This window comes from Enhydrobacter sp., from assembly GCF_030246845.1.
Classification (GTDB): Bacteria; Pseudomonadota; Alphaproteobacteria; order Reyranellales; family Reyranellaceae; genus Reyranella.
This window is the reverse complement of sequence record NZ_CP126889.1, coordinates 4,925,479-4,942,158: the sequence shown is the minus strand read 5'-3', so window position 1 is coordinate 4,942,158 and position 16,680 is coordinate 4,925,479. Positions and strand designations below refer to the sequence as shown.

Genomic DNA, 16,680 nt, shown 5'->3' with positions numbered 1-16,680 from the left:
ATGTCCGACGTCGAGATCAAAACGCTGACCATGAACTTCGGACCGCAGCATCCGGCGGCGCACGGGGTGCTGCGGCTCGTCGTCGAGATGGACGGCGAGATCGTCGAGCGCTGCGACCCTCACATCGGCTTGCTCCATCGCGGCACCGAGAAGCTGATCGAGTACAAGACCTATCTTCAGGCAGTGCCGTATTTCGACCGGCTGGACTATGTCTCGCCGATGAGCCAGGAGCACGCCTTCGCGCTCGCCGTCGAGAAGCTCCTGGGCATAACGGCGCCGGAGCGGGGCCAGTATATCCGCGTCCTGTTCGCGGAGATCACCCGCATCCTGAACCATCTCCTGAACGTGACGACGTTCGCCATGGACACCGGCGCGCTCACGCCGCCGCTGTGGGGCTTCGAGCAGCGCGAGCTCCTGATGGAATACTACGAAGGCGTGAGCGGCTCGCGCATGCACGCCAACTATTTCCGTCCCGGCGGCGTTCACCAGGACCTGCCAGACGGCATGCTCGATTCGATGGAAGCGTGGATCAAGCAGTTCCATCCTTTCGTGAAGGATCTCGAGGTGCTTCTGAACGACAACCGCATCTTCCGTCAGCGCACGGTCGACATCGGGGTCGTCTCCAGGCAGCAGGCGCTCGACTGGGGCTTCTCCGGCCCGATGATCCGCGCTTCAGGCATTCCCTGGGATCTGCGCAAGGCGCAACCCTACGATGTCTACGACCGCATGGATTTCGATATTCCGGTCGGCAAGACCGGCGACTGCTTCGCGCGCTATCTCGTGCGGATCGAGGAAATGGTCCAGAGCGCCCGCATCATGGAGCAGTGCATCAAGGCGCTTCGGACGGTGAAGGGACCGGTCCGCATCGACGACCGCAAGATCGCGCCGCCGCGCCGTGCCGAGATGAAGGGGTCGATGGAGGCGCTGATCCATCACTTCAAGCTCTATACCGAGGGCTACAAGGTGCCGCCGGGCGAGACCTACACCGTCGTCGAGGCCCCGAAGGGCGAGTTCGGCGTCTATCTGGTGTCGGACGGCACCAACAAGCCGTACCGCTGCAAGATTCGTGCTCCAGGGTTCCCGCATCTGCAGGCGCTCGACATGATGACCCGCGGCCATCAGCTCGCCGATATGTCGGCGAACATCGGCTCGCTCGACATCGTGTTCGGCGAGATCGACCGCTAGGAGGCGATGCGATGGCGATGATCACCGCCGATCCGAAGGACGTGCCGCAGGTCGAATCGTTCGCCTTTGCGCCCGAATATCTGGAGAAGGCGAGGGCGCTGATCGCGCAGTATCCGCCGGGCCGCCAGGCGAGCGCGGTGATCGGCCTGCTCGACCTTGCGCAGCGCCAGCAGGGCTGGCTGCCGCGGGTGGCGATGGACGAAGTGGCGAAGCTTCTCGATATGGCGCCGATTCGCGTCTACGAGATTGCGACCTTTTATACGATGTTCCAGCTCCGGCCGAAGGGGAAGTATCTCCTGCAGGTCTGCACCACGACGCCCTGCTGGTTGCGCGGCTCCGAGGGTGTGATGAAAGTCTGCCGCGAGGCCGCGGACGGCGAGACCTTCAGCGTGCAGGAAGTGGAGTGTCTCGGGGGCTGCGTGAATGCGCCCGTCGTGCAGATCAACGACGACTTCTACGAAGACCTCGACGAAGCGTCGATGCGCCGGGTTCTCGATGCGCTTCGCCGCGGCGAGAAACCCAAGCCCGGGCCGCAGATCGACCGGCAAACATCGGCACCGGTCGGCGGGCCAACGACATTGAAGAGTGAGTGAGCATGCTCGCCGACAAGGATCGCATTTTCACCAATCTCTACGGTTTCCACGACTGGCGGCTGGCAGGCGCGCGGGCCCGCGGCGCCTGGGACAACACCAGGGCGCTGCTCGAGCGCGGCCCCGACGCCATCGTCGACGAGATCAAGAAGTCGGGCCTGCGCGGCCGCGGCGGCGCCGGCTTCCCGACGGGGCTCAAATGGTCGTTCATGCCGAAGGAGGTGAAGGACCGGCCGCACTACCTGGTGGTGAATGCCGACGAGTCCGAGCCTGGCACCTGCAAGGATCGCGACATCATGCGTCACGATCCGCATCTCCTGATCGAGGGCTGTCTGGTCGCGGGCTTCGCCATGCGTGCCCACGCCGGCTACATCTATGTCCGGGGCGAGTTCTACAACGAGGCGGAGCATCTCGAGGCGGCGATCCAGGAAGCCTACGATGCCGGTCTCCTCGGCAAGAACGCCTGCGGCTCGGGCTGGGACTTCGATCTCTATGTCCATCGCGGCGCCGGCGCCTATATCTGCGGCGAGGAGACGGCGCTACTCGAAAGCCTCGAGGGCAAGAAGGGCATGCCGCGGCTGAAGCCGCCATTCCCGGCCGGCGCCGGCCTCTACGGCTGTCCGACGACGGTCAACAACGTCGAATCGATCGCCGTTGCGCCGACCATCCTGCGTCGCGGCGCGAGCTGGTTCTCGAGCTTCGGCCGTCCCAACAACACCGGCACCAAGCTCTTCTGCATCTCCGGCCACGTGAACAAGCCGTGCAATGTCGAGGAGGCGATGAGCATCCCGATGCGCGAGCTGATCGAGAAGCATGCCGGCGGCGTGCGCGGCGGCTGGGCCAATCTTCTGGCGGTCATCCCGGGCGGTGCCTCGGTACCGCTTCTGCCCAGGGAGATCTGCGACACGGTCCTGATGGATTTCGACGCGCTCAAGGACCAGAAATCCGGCCTCGGCACGGCGGCTGTCATCGTCATGGACAAGTCGACCGACATCATCAAAGCGATCGCGCGGCTCTCCTACTTCTACAAGCACGAAAGCTGCGGCCAGTGCACGCCCTGCCGCGAGGGCACGGGCTGGATGTGGCGCGTCATGGAGCGCATGGTGGTGGGCGATGCGCGTATCGAGGAGATCGATGCGCTGGAGGACGTCACCAAGCAGGTCGAAGGCCACACGATCTGCGCCCTGGGCGACGCCGCCGCCTGGCCGATCCAGGGTCTCATTCGCCACTTCCGACCGGAGATGGAGCGCCGCATCCGGGCGCGCACCCGACAGCTCGCGGCCGAGTAGGGGCAGGAGCAGGCAATGCCCAAGATGAAGATCGACAACGTCGAGATCGAGGTGCCGGCCGGCATCACGGTCCTCCAGGCCTGCGAGATGGCCGGCGTCGAGATTCCGCGCTTCTGCTATCACGAGCGTCTGTCGATCGCCGGCAACTGTCGCATGTGTCTGGTCGAGCAGGAAAAGGCGCCCAAGCCCATCGCCTCCTGCGCCATGCCGGTGGCCGAGGGCATGGTCATCAAGACCAACACGCCGATGGTCAAGAAGGCGCGCAACGGCGTGATGGAATTCCTGCTGATCAACCACCCGCTCGATTGTCCGATCTGCGACCAGGGCGGGGAGTGCGACCTGCAGGACCAGGCGATGGCCTTCGGCTTCGACCGCAGCCGCTATCTCGAGAACAAGCGTGCGGTGCCGGACAAGGAGCTGGGCCCACTGGTCAAGACCTCGATGAACCGCTGTATCCACTGCACGCGCTGCATCCGCTTCGCGACGGAAGTGGCGGGCGTGGAGGAGCTCGGCGCCACAGGCCGTGGCGAGGGCATGGAGGTCACGACCTATGTCGAGCATACGCTCACCAGCGAGCTCTCCGGCAATCTGGTCGATCTCTGCCCGGTCGGCGCGCTGACGTCGAAGCCTTATGCCTACGAGGCCCGCTCGTGGGAGCTGCGCAAGACCGAGTCGGTCGACGTGCTGGATGCGCTCGGCGCCAACATTCGTGTCGACACGCGCGGCGCCGTCGTGATGCGGGTCCTGCCTCGGCTCAACGACGACGTGAACGAGGAGTGGATCGGCGACAAGACGCGCCATGCCATCGATGGTCTGCGCTATCAGCGTCTCGACCGGCCTTACGTCCGCAAGCAAGGCAAGCTCGCCCCGGCCACCTGGAACGAGGCCTTTGCGGCGATCGCCGGCAAGCTCGATGGCCTGGACGGCAAGAAGATCGCCGCGATCGTGGGCGATCAGTGCGACGCCGAGGCGATGGTGGCGCTCAAGGACCTGATGGCGGCCCTCGGCTCGCCCAACGTCGACTGTCGCCAGGACGGCGCCAAGCTCGAAGCGGGCGCGCGCGCCGGCTACATCTTCAACCCCGGCATCCGCGGCATCGACCAGGCCGACGCCATCCTGCTGGTCGGCACCAATCCACGGCTCGAGTCGCCGGTGCTGAACGCGCGCATCCGCAAGCGCTACCTATCGGGCCGCTGCGCCATTGCGAGCATCGGGCCGATGGCGGACCTTACCTACGCCGTCGAGCGTCTCGGAGCCGGGCCGGCGACGCTGCGCGAGCTGGTCGACGGCAAGGTCGGCTTTTTCGAACGACTCAACGCGGCGAAGAACCCGCTGATCGTCGTCGGCATGGGCGCGCTTGCACGCGAAGACGGCGCGGCGGTCCTGGCGCTCGCGCGCGATCTTGCCGAGAAGGTGAATGCGGTGCGCGACGACTGGAACGGCTTCGCCGTCCTGCACACGGCGGCGGCGCGCGTCGGCGGCCTCGATCTCGGCCTGGTGCCGGGCGACGGCGGCCGGGACGTGGCAGGCATCCTCGACGGCGCGCGGGCCAAGGCGATCGAGGTCGTCTATCTTCTGGCCGCCGACGAGATCGACACCCAGAAGCTCGGCAAGGCATTCGTGATCTACCAGGGGCACCACGGCGATGCCGGCGCCCACCGGGCTGACGTGATCCTGCCCGGGGCGGCCTACACCGAGAAGCCTGGCACCTACGTGAACACCGAGGGCCGCGTGCAGCTTGGTCGCCGTGCCTGCTTCCCGCCCGGCGAGGCGCGTGAGGATTGGGCGATCCTGCGTGCGCTGTCGGAGCGCCTGGGCAAGACGTTGCCCTACGACTCCCTCGACCAGGTGCGGGCGCGGCTGGTCGCCGTCAACCGCAGCTTCGCCGCGCTCGACCAGCAGGCGGCCGGCGGCTGGGGTGCGTTCGGCAAGCCGGGCCCGACGACGGACGCGGCTTTCGCCTCGCCCATCGCCAACTACTACATGACGTGCCCGATCAGCCGCGCCTCGCGGACCATGGCCGAATGCATGGCTTCGCGGCAGCAGGTCCTGGCGGCGGAGTAGGGGCATGTACGCCGATCTGGTTCGTTTCTTCACCGTCAACTGGCTGGGCCAGGCGATCGTCATCCTGGCCGAGTGCCTTCTGGTGACGGTGCCGCTCTTGTTGGCCGTGGCCTACATGACCTATGCCGACCGCAAGATCTGGGCCTCGATGCAGCTCCGCCGCGGCCCCAACGTCGTGGGCCCGCTCGGCCTCCTGCAGCCGATAGCGGACGGCCTGAAGCTGGTGCTGAAGGAGACGATCGTCCCGTCGAGCGCCAATACGGTGCTGTTCCTGATCGCGCCCATGATCACCTTCATGACGGCGCTGATCGCCTGGGCGGTCGTGCCGTTCAGCGACGGCTGGGTGATCGCCGACATCAATGTCGGCATCCTCTACCTCTTCGCCATCTCCTCGCTCGGCGTCTACGGCATCATCATCGCCGGCTGGGCGTCGAACTCCAAGTACGCGTTCCTCGGCGCCCTGCGGTCGGCCGCGCAGATGGTGTCCTACGAGGTGTCGATCGGCTTCGTGCTGGTCACCGTGCTGCTGTGCGTCGGCTCGCTCAACCTGACGAAGGTCGTGCTGGCGCAGTCGGGCTGGTTCTGGAACTGGTTCTGGCTGCCGCTCCTGCCGATGTTCGTGATCTTCTTCGTCTCGGCGCTGGCCGAGACCAACCGCACGCCGTTCGACCTGCCGATGTCGGAAGCGGAGCTCGTGCAGGGGTTCCAGACCGAGTATTCGTCGATACCCTTCGCCCTGTTCTTCCTCGGCGAGTACGCGAACATGATCCTGCTGTCGGCCATGGGCGCGGTGCTGTTTCTCGGCGGCTGGATGTCGCCCATCCCCTACGCGCCGTTCACCTGGATTCCGGGCCTCGTCTGGTTCGCGCTCAAGATCGCGTTCCTGCTGTTCGTCTTCAGCTGGAGCAAGGGAACGCTGCCGCGTTATCGCTACGATCAGCTCATGCGCCTGGGCTGGAAGGTCTTCCTGCCGATCTCGCTGGGATGGGTCGTCCTCACCGCCGCCGTGCTGCAGTTCGGCGGCTGGGTCCCCGGAACATAGGGAGATCGCTGATGGCTTCTCTCGACCGCACCGCCCGATCTTTCCTCCTGTCGGAGGTGGTTTCGGGCTTCCTGCTCACACTGAGGTACATGTTCAAGCCCAAGGTGACGGTCAACTATCCGTACGAGAAAGGCCCGCTCAGCCCGCGCTTCCGCGGCGAGCATGCGCTGCGCCGCTATCCCAACGGCGAGGAGCGCTGCATCGCCTGCAAGCTTTGCGAAGCCATCTGCCCCGCGCAGGCGATCACCATCGAGGCCGAGCCGCGCGAGGATGGCAGCCGCCGGACCACGCGCTACGACATCGACATGACCAAGTGCATCTATTGCGGTCTCTGCCAGGAAGCCTGCCCGGTCGATGCGATCGTCGAGGGGCCGAACTTCGAGTTCTCGACCGAGACGCGCGAGGAGCTGATGTACAACAAGGAGAAGCTGCTCGCGAACGGCGACCGCTGGGAGAGCGAGATCGCGGCAAATCTCCAGGCCGACGCGGCGTACCGGTAGCCGGAGCGGGGGAAGAAACATGCTGCTCCAGGCGCTGGCCTTCTACGTCTTCGCGTTCGTCACCATGGCGTCCGGCGCCATGGTCGTCGTGTCGCGCAATCCGATCTACTCCGTCCTGTTCCTGATCCTCGCCTTCTTCAATGCTGCCGCTCTGTTCCTGCTGATCGGCGCCGAATTCATCGCGATGATCCTGATTATCGTCTATGTCGGCGCCGTCGCGGTGCTGTTCCTGTTCGTCGTCATGATGCTCGACATCAACATCGCCAAGCTGCGCGCCGGCTTTCTCAAGTACCTGCCGATCGGCGCGTTGATCGGCGCGGTGCTGCTCGCCGAGATCCTGTTTGCGCTCGGCGTGTTCGGCGGCGGTTCGGCGACGATCGCGGCGCTCGACCAGGCCGGCGCCCATGTCGGTGCGGTCGAGAACACGCGGGCGATCGGCCAGGTGCTCTACACGCAGTACTTCTACCTGTTCCAGGCGGCCGGCGTGGTGCTGCTCGTGGCCATGATCGGGGCGATCGTGCTGACCTTGCGGCGCCGGCCCGGCGTGCGGCGGCAGCGCATCAGCGAGCAGCTGTTCCGGCCCAAGGAGGAGACGATCACGGTCGTCAAGGTGCCGACCCGGGGAGGCGTGTCATGACGATCGGCCTCGGGCACTACCTGTTCGTCGCCGCCGTGCTTTTCACCTTCGGCGTGCTGGGCATCTTCCTCAACCGCAAGAACGTCATCATCATCCTGATGTGCGTCGAGCTCATGCTGCTCGCCGTGAATATCAACCTGGTGGCCTTCTCGGCGTTCCAGGGAAACGTCATAGGCCAGGTCTTCGCGATGCTCGTGCTCACCGTGGCGGCGGCGGAAGCCGCGATCGGGCTTGCCATCCTCGTCGTCTACTTCCGCAATCGCGGCACCGTCGAGGTCGAAGATATCAACGCGATGAAGGGCTAGAGGCCGGGGACGCATCATGGATCTTGCCATCAAGCTCATCGTCTTCCTGCCTCTGGTCGCCGCAGCGATCGCCGGCCTTTTCTGCCGGGTGATCGGCGATCGACCGGCCCAGACAGTCACCTGCGCCGCGCTCCTGATCGCGGCGGCACTGTCGGTCTTCATCTTCGTCCGCGTCGGCTTCGGGCCGGAGGACGGCAAGATGATGGTCGTGAAGCTGTTCGACTGGATCGGCTCGGGATCGTTCGAGGTTTCCTGGTCTCTGCGCGTCGACACGCTCACCGCGGTGATGCTGATCGTGGTGACCGGCGTGTCGTCGATGGTGCACGTCTATTCTGTCGGCTACATGGCCGATGATCCGTCGATCCCGCGCTTCATGTCGTACCTGAGCCTCTTCACCTTCTTCATGCTGATGCTGGTGACGTCGGACAACCTGGTGCAGCTCTTCTTCGGCTGGGAAGGGGTGGGGCTCGCGTCGTACCTGCTGATCGGCTTCTGGTACGATCGTCCGTCGGCCAATGCCGCCGCCATCAAGGCCTTCATCGTGAACCGCGTCGGCGACTTCGGCTTCGCCCTGGGCATCGCGGCGGTCTGGATGCTGTCGGGCTCGATCGGCTTCCAGGAGATCTTTGCCAAGGGCCCCGACATGGCCCAGATGCGCATCCAGTTCCTCGGCATGGACCTGCCGGCACTGGAAACGGCCTGCATCCTGCTGTTCGTCGGCGCCATGGGCAAGTCGGCCCAGCTCGGCCTGCACACCTGGCTGCCGGACGCCATGGAAGGTCCGACGCCGGTTTCCGCCCTGATCCATGCCGCCACCATGGTGACCGCCGGCGTCTTCATGGTGTGCCGCCTGTCGCCGCTGTTCGAGCTGGCGCCGGTCGCGTCGCAGGTGGTGACGCTGATCGGCGCGGCGACCGCCTTCTTCGCCGCCACCATCGGCCTCACCCAGTTCGACATCAAGCGGGTGGTCGCCTATTCGACCTGCAGCCAGCTCGGCTACATGTTCTTCGCCGCGGGCGTCGGCGCCTATTCGGCGGCGATGTTTCACCTGATGACGCACGCTTTCTTCAAGGCGCTGCTGTTCCTGGGCTCGGGCTCGGTGATCACCTGCCTGCATCACGAGCAGGACATGCGCAAGATGGGCGGTGTCAAGGAGAAGGCGCCGCAGACCTTCTGGCTGATGTGGATCGGCACGCTCTCGCTCTCCGGCATCGGCGTGCCCTTCATCCTCGGCCACGGCATCGGCTTCGCCGGCTTCCACTCGAAGGACTCGATCCTGGAAGCGGCCTACGGGGCGGGCACCGACGTCGGCTACATCGCCTATTGGCTCGGCATCGTCGGCGCCTTCATGACCGCCTTCTATTCGACACGCCTGATGTTTCTGACCTTCTACGGCAAGTACCGCGGCGACCATCACACCTGGGAGCACGCCCACGAATCGCCGGCGGTGATGCTGGTCCCGCTCTACGTGCTTGCGGTTGGCGCGCTGGCGGCCGGCTTCGTCGCCTATCCGTGGTTCGTCGGGGGTGACTGGGAGCACTTCTGGGCGACCTCGATCGCCGTCAAGGCGACCGAGGAGATCCTGCACCACATGCATGCGGTGCCGACCTGGAGCTCGCTCCTGCCGCTCGTGATGGGCCTGGCCGGCATCGCGCTCAGCTACGTCTACTATCTCGTGCGGCCGGATCTTCCGGGCAAGACGATCGCGACCTTCAACGGCCTGTACCAGCTCTTCTACAACAAGTGGTATTTCGACGAGATCTACGATGCGATCTTCGTCCGGCCGGCGCTCGCGATCGGTCGCACCTTCTGGAAGAAGGGCGATGGCGCCCTGATCGACGGCCTGGGCCCGGACGGCATCGCCGCGCGCTCGCGCGACATGGCGGCCGCGCTCAGCCGCTTCCAGAGCGGCTATCTCTACCACTATGCGTTCGCCATGCTGGTCGGGGTGGCGGCGGCCGTGACCTACTTCAGCTGGCCGAGGTAGGGACGATGTCGAGCTGGCCGATCCTGTCGCTTGTGACGTTCCTGCCGCTGGTGGGAGCATTGTTCTGTCTTGTCGTCAACGGCCCGAAGGAGGCCGTCGATCGCAACTGCCGCAGCGCCGCCCTGATCACCTCCCTGGTGACGTTCATCCTTTCGCTCGTCCTGTGGGGTGAGTTCGATGCCGCCAAGCCCGGCTTCCAGTTCGAGGAGAAGCTCGCCTGGATTCCGTCGCTCAACATCGGCTACCACATGGGGATCGACGGCATCTCGCTGTTCTTCGTGCTGCTGTCGACCTTGCTGACGCCGATCTGCGTCCTCTCCAGCTGGGAAGCGGTCCAGACCCGTGTCAAGGAATACATGATCGCGTTCCTCGTGCTCGAGACCTTCATGGTCGGCATGTTCTGCGCGCTCGATCTCGCCCTGTTCTACGTCTTCTTCGAGGGCGTGCTGATCCCGATGTTCCTGATCATCGGCGTCTGGGGCGGCCAGCGGCGCGTCTACGCCGCCTTCAAGTTCTTCCTCTACACGCTGCTGGGCTCGGTGCTGATGCTGCTGGCGATCATCGCCATCTACTGGCAGATCGGCACGACCGACCTGCCGACGGCGTTCGAGAAGCTCGATCTGCCGTTCCAGTGGCAGTTCTGGCTGTGGCTGGCCTTCTTCGCGTCCTTCGCGGTCAAGATACCGATGTGGCCGGTCCATACCTGGCTTCCGGATGCGCATGTGGAGGCGCCGACCGCCGGCTCCGTCATCCTGGCGGCCATCCTCCTGAAGATGGGCGGCTACGGCTTCATCCGCTTCTCGGTGACGCTGATGCCCGAAGCGACGCAGTACTTCGCGCCGCTGATCTTCGGGTTGAGCGTGATTGCCATTATCTACACCTCGTTGGTCGCGCTGGTGCAGGAGGACATGAAGAAGCTGATCGCCTATTCGTCGATCGCCCACATGGGCTTCGTCACGATCGGCATCTACGTCATGAACATGCAGGCGGTGCAGGGCTCGATCTTCCAGATGCTGAGCCACGGCATCGTGTCGGCGGCGCTCTTCCTCTGCGTCGGCGTGATCTACGACCGCATGCATACGCGCGAGATCGCCGCTTATGGGGGCCTCGTGCACCGCATGCCGCGCTATGCCTTCGTCTTCATGTTCTTCACGCTCGCGAGCGTCGGGCTGCCGGGCCTGTCGGGTTTCGTCGGCGAGTTCCTGGTCATTGTTGGCACCTTCAAGGCCAACACCTGGGTCGCCTTCCTTGCCACGACCGCGCTGATCACCGGCGCGGCCTACGCGCTGTGGCTCTACCGCAAGATCATCTTCGGCGAGCTGACCAAGGCCTCGCTGAAGGCCATCCTGGACATGAACCGCCGCGAGATCGCGGTTTTCCTGCCGCTGGTCCTGATCACCCTGTGGATGGGGATCTATCCCGCCTCGTTTCTCGATCCGATGGCACCGGCCGTCGACAAGCTGATCGGCGACTACAACGCGGCCATCAAGCTCGCGCACACGGCCTCGGCAAGGCCGTGAGCGGCGGGGAGTGACGAACATGCCCATCGGTCTCGAATCCTGGACGCTGGCCCGGCCGGAAATCTTCCTGGCGGCGGTGACGGCGCTGCTGCTGGCCTATGGCGTGCTGCGCGGCGAGGGCTCGGCGCCATTCGTCGCCGCCGCGACCACGGTAGCGCTGCTGGTGACCGCGGTGCTGATCTTCGTGCCCTATCGCGAGGGCACCGCTTTCGCCTCGCTCTTCGTCGTCGACCGGCTGACGGGAACGATGAAAGCGCTGATGCTGGTGGGCGCGGCGATCTCCATCCCGATGTCGCAGACCTACTTCGAGCGCGTGAGGGTCTGGCGCTTCGAGTATCCGATACTTGTGGCGTTGTCGGCGCTCGGCATGATGCTGATGATCTCGGCCAACGACCTGATGTCGCTCTATGTCGGGCTGGAGCTGCAGTCGCTGGCGCTGTACGTGATCGCCGCCTTCCAGCGCGACACGTTGCGCTCGACCGAGGCGGGCGTGAAGTACTTCGTCCTGGGCTCGGTGGCGTCGGGCATGCTGCTGTTCGGCGCCTCGCTGATCTATGGTTTCTGCGGCGGGACGGCCTTCGTGCGGATCTCGGAGGCGCTGCTCGACGGCAAGGCGGCCGAGCTCGGCGCCGTGATCGGGCTCGTCTTCGTCGTGGCGGGGCTTGCCTTCAAGATCGCAGCGGTGCCCTTCCACATGTGGACGCCGGACGTCTACGAGGGTGCGCCCACGCCGGTGACTGCCTTCTTCGCCGTGGCGCCCAAGATCGCGGCGATCTCGCTCACCGTCTCGGTGCTGATGGGGCCATTCAAGCCACTGTTCGCGGAGTGGCAGCAGATTATCGTGGTCGTGTCCGTGCTCTCCATGGCGCTGGGGGCCTTCGCCGCGCTGCGCCAGCCCAACATCAAGCGTCTGATGGCCTATTCGTCCATCAGCAACGTCGGCTATATCCTCCTGGGTGTGGCGAGCGGCACCGAGAAGGGCATCCAGTCGATGGTGTTCTATCTCGCGGTCTACATGGTCATGACGCTGGGTGCCTTTGCCGTCATCCTGCTGATGAAGCGCCGCGACATCATGGTGGAGAACGTGTCCGACCTCGCCGGTCTCGGCCGCACCCAGCCGATGATGGCCTTTGCCATGCTGATCCTGATGTTTTCGCTGGCTGGCATTCCCCCGCTCGCAGGCTTCTGGGCGAAGCTCTACATCTTCATGGCCGCGATCGAAGCGAAGCTCTTCTGGCCGGCGGTGCTGGGCGTGCTCGCCTCGGTCGTGGCGTCCTACTACTATCTGCGGATCGTCAGGGCGATGTATTTCGACGAACCGGCCGAGGCCCTCGACCGCATGACGTTCGGCGCCAACCGCGCCGTGGCGCTGGCGGCGGCATTCCTCGTTGCGATCTTCTCGTTCGCGCCGCAGCCGCTCAGCGCGGTCGCGGCGGCGGCCGCCAAGGGCCTGTTCCCGTGACCGCGACGCCCGTCCTGCCGGACGGGTGGACGCTGGTCGCGCTACAGAGCGTCGGCAGCACCAACGACGAAGCCGCGCATCTTGCCGACAATGGCGCACCGGAAGGCACCGTCGTGTGGGCGCGCGAGCAGACCGGCGGGCGCGGCCGGCGCGGGCGCCGCTGGGCGTCGCCAGTCGGAAACCTCTACAGCTCGACCATTCTGCGGCCGGCCTGCCCGGCGCAGCGTGCGGCGGAGCTGGGCTTCGTGGCCGCGCTCGCCGCCGCCGACATCGTGCCGCCCGAACGTTCGGTGCGGGTGAAATGGCCGAACGATGTCCTGGTCGACGGCGGCAAGGTGGCCGGCATCCTGCCGGAAAGCGCCATCGGCCAGGACGGCAAGGCCGAGCACGTGGTGATGGGCATCGGCGTCAATGTCGGCTTCGCGCCGCAACTGCCCGAGATGCGCTATCCGTCAGCGATGCTGGGCGGGTCGGTCGAGGGGGCGCTGGAGAAGCTCGTCACTGCGCTGGCGGTGCGCCTCGGGCAATGGCGCCGTGAGGGCTTCGAATCGATCCGCGCCGATTGGCTTGCCAGGGCAGGGCCGATCGGACTCGAGGTCGATGTGAGGCTCGGCACGGAGCTGGTGCGCGGCCGTTTCGGCGGCATCGACCACGACGGCGCGCTGCTGCTGGACACGCCGGCCGGTCCGCGCAAGATCGTCGCGGGTGAACTGCTGGGCCGGGCGGCCTGAAGGAGACAGTCGTGCTGCTCGTCATCAACGCCAACAACACCAACGTCAAATTCGGAGTCATCGACGGCGACAAGATCGTCGGCGAATGGCGCCAGCACACCTCGGCGATGCGTACGGCCGACGAGCACGCGGTCTGGCTGTTCCAGCTCCTGGCGATGGAAGGGATCGAGCCGAGCTCGATCACCGAAGCCGTCATCGCCAGCGTCGTGCCGCAGGCCACCTTCAACCTGCGGCGGCTGTGCACGCGCTATTTCGAGTGCACCCCCCTTGTCCTGGGCGATCCCAACATTTCCTACGGCATCAAGATCAAGGGCCAGGGCGCCGGCGCGGACCGCATCTGCAATACGATCGGCGCCGCCATCCTGTTTCCGAGGACGCCGATGATCGTGGTCGATTTCGGGACCGCCACCACGTTCGATGTCGTCGACGAGGAGGGAAGCTACTGCGGCGGCGTCATCGCCCCTGGCATCAATCTCAGCATCGAGGCGCTGGTGAACGCGACCGCCCTGCTGCCGCGGATCGTCGTCGAGAAACCGGTCAACGTCATCGGCACCAACACCGTGGAATGCATGCATTCCGGCGTGTTCTGGGGCTATGTCGGGCTGATCGAGGGGATCGTGCAGCGCATCCGGACCGAGTTCGGCCGACCGATGCGTGTGATCTCCACCGGCGGCCTCGCGCCCGTGTTCGACGGCGCCACGACGGTGATCGAGCAGATCGTGCCGGACATCACCGCGCGTGGCCTGATCGAGATCTATCGGCGCAACCGCAAATGACCGTTCCCGGCGCCGACGAGCTCCTGTTCCTTGCCCTGGGCGGAGCGGGCGAGATCGGCATGAACCTCAACCTCTACGGCCACGCCGGCAAATGGCTGATGGTCGATCTCGGCATCGCCTTCGGCGACGACACGATGCCGGGCATCGACGTCGTGATGCCCGATCCCGCCTTCATCGAGGAGCGGCGGGACGACTTGGCCGGCATCGTCCTGACGCACGCGCACGAGGACCATCTGGGGGCAGTAGCCGATCTCTGGCCGCGCCTCCGGGCGCCGGTCTATGCCACGCCCTTCGCCGCCTCTGTGCTGCGCCGCAAGCTGGCGGAGGCCGCCCTGACGGATGCAGTGCCGGTCACCGAGATCGCATTGGGAGCAAAATTCACGGTCGCTCCGTTCGAGCTCGAGATGATCACCATGACCCACTCGATTCCCGAGCCGAATGCACTCGCCATTCGGACCGGGCTCGGCACCGTCTTCCACACCGGCGACTGGAAGATCGACCCGGAGCCGCTGCTCGGCGAGACGACGGACGAGGCGACGCTGAAGCGCATCGGCGAGGAGGGCGCGCTCGCCATGGTGTGCGACAGCACCAATGTCTTCGTCGAGGGCGAGGCGGGGTCGGAGGCGACGGTGCGCGCCAACCTCGAAAAGCTGGTGAAGGCACGCAAATGCCGCGTCGCCGTGACGTGCTTTGCCTCGAACGTCGCGCGCGTCGAGAGCATCGCCAAGGCGGCGGTCGCCGCCGGCCGCCATCCGGTGCTGGCCGGCAGGGCGGTGCAGCGCATGGTCGAGGCGGCGCAGGAGTGCGGCTACCTGCTCGATTTCCCCGAATGCGTGCCCGAGCGCGACGCGGGCTGTCTGCCGCGCGACAAGGTCCTCTACATCTGCACCGGCAGCCAGGGCGAGTCGCGCGCCTCGATGGCCAAGATCGCCAACGGCGAGCACCGCGATATCGTGCTGGAGGCGGGCGACACCGCCGTCTTCTCCTCGCGCGTCATTCCCGGCAACGAGCGCGCGGTCGGACGCCTGCAGAACGAGCTGCTGGCGCGCGGTGTCGAGGTGGTCACCGACAAGGATGTCGACATCCATGTCTCGGGCCATCCCGCGCGCGACGAGCTGGTCCGGGTCTACCAGTGGGTGCGGCCCAGGATCGCCGTGCCGGTGCATGGCGAGATCCGCCATATGGTGGAGCACGCCAGCCTCGCGAAGGCCTGCCAGGTGCCAGAGACGGTGCTGGCGCCGAACGGCACGCTGGTGCGCCTGGCGCCCGGCCCGGCGACGATCGTCGATCATGTCCATGCCGGCCGGTTGGCGCGCGACGGCGATGTGGTGGCTCCGGTGGAAGGGGAGGCCCTGCGCGAGCGGCGCAAGCTCCTCTGGAACGGGTCGGCGTCGGCCACGCTGGTCATCGACTCGCAAGGCCGGCCGGTCGCATCGCCCAAAGTCTCGCTGCGCGGGATCGCCGACACCGAGGGCGAGCTCATCCAGGCGGCCGTGACGGCGCTCGAGGAGATGTTGGCCGATTTGAATGCGGCCGAGCGCCGCGACGACGACCGGATCGAGGAGGCGGCACGTCAGTCGGTGCGGCGCGTCGTGCGCGCGCATCTCGGCAAGAAGCCATTGACGGACGTGCACATCGTCCGCATCTAAACTTCGAGACGACGGAGACCCGAGAATGATCGGACGCCTCAATCATATCGCCATTGCCGTGCCCGACCTGGGCAAGGCGGCGGAGCTTTATCGCACCGTGATGGGGGCAAAAGTGAGCGCGCCCAAGGCCCAGCCGGCGCACGGCGTCACCGTGGTGTTCGTCGAGCTGCCCAACACGAAGATCGAGCTGCTGCACCCGCTGGGCGAGAAGTCGCCGATTGCGAACTTCCTGGCGCGCAATGCAGACGGCGGCATTCACCACGTCTGCTACGAGGTGGAGGACATCTACGCGGCCCGCGACAAGCTCAAGGCGGGAGGCGCGCGCGTGCTGGGCGACGGCGAGCCCAAGATCGGCGCGCACGACAAGCCGGTGCTGTTCCTGCATCCGAAGGACTTCACCGGTACGCTGATCGAGCTCGAACAGGTCTGAGGCGGCCATGGATTGGGCGACCGGCATCATGGTCTACCTCGTGGTCTGGTGGATCATGCTGTTCGCGGTCCTGCCGCTCGGCGTCCGCCGGGTCGAGAATCCGGGGCCGGGGCAGGATCGCGGTGCGCCCGAGAATCCCCAGATCCTGCGCAAGGTGGTCATAACGTCGCTGGTCGCGGCCGTGGTGTGGATCGGATTCTACTTCCTGCACCAGGCAGACATTTTCAATTTCCGCCAATGGGCCGACAAATATTGAGCGGTTTCAGGAAAGCCGGCTAACTCTTTGAAAAGAAAACGGCGGGCTTTCACCCGCCGCTTCTTCAACCCCGAAACTCGTAGTCTGGCGGCTTAAGCCGCTCTCCTCCCTAAACTCGGACGGTGCCCAAGCCTCCGCCTCTGTAGCCCGTCAACTTTGCTTTGCCAAGACCTTTTCTTTCGATGGCGGGGGCTTGACGGAATGATTGTTATGAGATTGGCCGAGACCAAAACAAGCAAATGTCCGCCTCCGCCGTT

General features: G+C 65.6%; 16 protein-coding genes. All 16 read left to right on the top strand.

The genetic code is table 11. The features are described 5' to 3' along the window. From OJF58_RS24575 to OJF58_RS24500, 16 genes are read left to right on the top strand one after another with little or no spacing between them, the layout of a single operon-like run. A complete protein-coding gene (locus OJF58_RS24575) occupies positions 1-1,185 on the top strand; it encodes an NADH-quinone oxidoreductase subunit D (RefSeq protein WP_300780502.1) in 1,185 nt (394 codons plus the stop codon). Between the two features lie 11 nt (positions 1,186-1,196). Then, the gene (gene nuoE, locus OJF58_RS24570) at positions 1,197-1,778 is read left to right on the top strand and encodes an NADH-quinone oxidoreductase subunit NuoE (RefSeq protein ID WP_300780501.1); all 582 of its coding nucleotides are present in this window, start codon (positions 1,197-1,199) and stop codon (positions 1,776-1,778) included. A gap of 2 nt (positions 1,779-1,780) precedes the next feature. After that, on the top strand, positions 1,781-3,064 hold the full coding sequence (gene nuoF, locus OJF58_RS24565) for an NADH-quinone oxidoreductase subunit NuoF (RefSeq protein ID WP_300785395.1): 1,284 nt from the start codon (positions 1,781-1,783) through the stop codon (positions 3,062-3,064). A 15-nt stretch (positions 3,065-3,079) separates the two neighbouring features. Further along, the gene (gene nuoG / locus OJF58_RS24560) at positions 3,080-5,128 is read left to right on the top strand and encodes an NADH-quinone oxidoreductase subunit NuoG (protein WP_300780500.1); all 2,049 of its coding nucleotides are present in this window, start codon (positions 3,080-3,082) and stop codon (positions 5,126-5,128) included. A 4-nt stretch (positions 5,129-5,132) separates the two neighbouring features. Beyond that, positions 5,133-6,170, top strand: coding sequence for an NADH-quinone oxidoreductase subunit NuoH (gene nuoH / locus OJF58_RS24555; protein WP_300780499.1), 1,038 nt, complete (start codon positions 5,133-5,135; stop codon positions 6,168-6,170). Between the two features lie 11 nt (positions 6,171-6,181). After that, positions 6,182-6,670 carry an NADH-quinone oxidoreductase subunit NuoI gene (gene nuoI, locus OJF58_RS24550; protein WP_300780498.1) on the top strand — a complete coding sequence of 163 codons (489 nt, stop codon included), beginning with the start codon at positions 6,182-6,184 and terminating at the stop codon, positions 6,668-6,670. Positions 6,671-6,689: 19 nt separating this feature from the next. Next, the gene (locus tag OJF58_RS24545) at positions 6,690-7,307 is read left to right on the top strand and encodes an NADH-quinone oxidoreductase subunit J (protein ID WP_300780497.1); all 618 of its coding nucleotides are present in this window, start codon (positions 6,690-6,692) and stop codon (positions 7,305-7,307) included. After that, entirely contained in the window at positions 7,304-7,612 is a 309-nt protein-coding gene (gene nuoK, locus OJF58_RS24540) for an NADH-quinone oxidoreductase subunit NuoK (protein WP_300780496.1), read from the top strand. Before OJF58_RS24545 ends, nuoK begins: the two co-directional genes overlap by 4 nt. Positions 7,613-7,628: 16 nt before the next feature. Continuing rightward, the gene (gene nuoL / locus OJF58_RS24535; protein WP_300780495.1) at positions 7,629-9,599 is read left to right on the top strand and encodes an NADH-quinone oxidoreductase subunit L; all 1,971 of its coding nucleotides are present in this window, start codon (positions 7,629-7,631) and stop codon (positions 9,597-9,599) included. Between the two features lie 5 nt (positions 9,600-9,604). Next, positions 9,605-11,119 (top strand): NADH-quinone oxidoreductase subunit M, encoded by a 1,515-nt coding sequence (locus OJF58_RS24530; protein ID WP_300780494.1) that lies wholly within the window; start codon positions 9,605-9,607, stop codon positions 11,117-11,119. Positions 11,120-11,138: 19 nt separating this feature from the next. Continuing rightward, positions 11,139-12,581, top strand: a complete 1,443-nt coding sequence (gene nuoN, locus OJF58_RS24525) for an NADH-quinone oxidoreductase subunit NuoN (protein ID WP_300780493.1) — start codon at positions 11,139-11,141, stop codon at positions 12,579-12,581. Beyond that, positions 12,578-13,312 (top strand): biotin--[acetyl-CoA-carboxylase] ligase, encoded by a 735-nt coding sequence (locus OJF58_RS24520; protein WP_300780492.1) that lies wholly within the window; start codon positions 12,578-12,580, stop codon positions 13,310-13,312. Before nuoN ends, OJF58_RS24520 begins: the two co-directional genes overlap by 4 nt. An 11-nt stretch (positions 13,313-13,323) precedes the next feature. Beyond that, complete coding sequence (locus OJF58_RS24515) at positions 13,324-14,088, top strand: type III pantothenate kinase (RefSeq protein WP_300780491.1); 765 nt, start codon at positions 13,324-13,326, stop codon at positions 14,086-14,088. Continuing rightward, the gene (locus OJF58_RS24510) at positions 14,085-15,737 is read left to right on the top strand and encodes a ribonuclease J (RefSeq protein ID WP_300780490.1); all 1,653 of its coding nucleotides are present in this window, start codon (positions 14,085-14,087) and stop codon (positions 15,735-15,737) included. Before OJF58_RS24515 ends, OJF58_RS24510 begins: the two co-directional genes overlap by 4 nt. A gap of 25 nt (positions 15,738-15,762) precedes the next feature. After that, positions 15,763-16,167: a methylmalonyl-CoA epimerase gene (mce, locus tag OJF58_RS24505; protein WP_300780489.1), complete on the top strand. Its 405-nt coding sequence runs from the start codon at positions 15,763-15,765 to the stop codon at positions 16,165-16,167. A gap of 7 nt (positions 16,168-16,174) precedes the next feature. Further along, a complete protein-coding gene (locus OJF58_RS24500; protein WP_300780488.1) occupies positions 16,175-16,423 on the top strand; it encodes a DUF1467 family protein in 249 nt (82 codons plus the stop codon). Positions 16,424-16,680: the final 257 nt, after the last annotated feature.

What these genes read in the sequence shown, in the direction of transcription:
- OJF58_RS24500 (WP_300780488.1), top strand. Translation starts at nt 16,175, where the DNA reads ATGGATTGGGCGACCGGCATCATGGTCTACCTCGTGGTCTGGTGGATC.
- nuoN (WP_300780493.1), top strand. Translation starts at nt 11,139, where the DNA reads ATGCCCATCGGTCTCGAATCCTGGACGCTGGCCCGGCCGGAAATCTTC.
- nuoG (WP_300780500.1), top strand. Translation starts at nt 3,080, where the DNA reads ATGCCCAAGATGAAGATCGACAACGTCGAGATCGAGGTGCCGGCCGGC.
- nuoH (WP_300780499.1), top strand. Translation starts at nt 5,133, where the DNA reads ATGTACGCCGATCTGGTTCGTTTCTTCACCGTCAACTGGCTGGGCCAG.
- OJF58_RS24530 (WP_300780494.1), top strand. Translation starts at nt 9,605, where the DNA reads ATGTCGAGCTGGCCGATCCTGTCGCTTGTGACGTTCCTGCCGCTGGTG.
- OJF58_RS24510 (WP_300780490.1), top strand. Translation starts at nt 14,085, where the DNA reads ATGACCGTTCCCGGCGCCGACGAGCTCCTGTTCCTTGCCCTGGGCGGA.
- OJF58_RS24545 (WP_300780497.1), top strand. Translation starts at nt 6,690, where the DNA reads ATGCTGCTCCAGGCGCTGGCCTTCTACGTCTTCGCGTTCGTCACCATG.
- mce (WP_300780489.1), top strand. Translation starts at nt 15,763, where the DNA reads ATGATCGGACGCCTCAATCATATCGCCATTGCCGTGCCCGACCTGGGC.
- OJF58_RS24575 (WP_300780502.1), top strand. Translation starts at nt 1, where the DNA reads ATGTCCGACGTCGAGATCAAAACGCTGACCATGAACTTCGGACCGCAG.
- nuoL (WP_300780495.1), top strand. Translation starts at nt 7,629, where the DNA reads ATGGATCTTGCCATCAAGCTCATCGTCTTCCTGCCTCTGGTCGCCGCA.
- nuoF (WP_300785395.1), top strand. Translation starts at nt 1,781, where the DNA reads ATGCTCGCCGACAAGGATCGCATTTTCACCAATCTCTACGGTTTCCAC.
- nuoK (WP_300780496.1), top strand. Translation starts at nt 7,304, where the DNA reads ATGACGATCGGCCTCGGGCACTACCTGTTCGTCGCCGCCGTGCTTTTC.
- nuoI (WP_300780498.1), top strand. Translation starts at nt 6,182, where the DNA reads ATGGCTTCTCTCGACCGCACCGCCCGATCTTTCCTCCTGTCGGAGGTG.
- nuoE (WP_300780501.1), top strand. Translation starts at nt 1,197, where the DNA reads ATGGCGATGATCACCGCCGATCCGAAGGACGTGCCGCAGGTCGAATCG.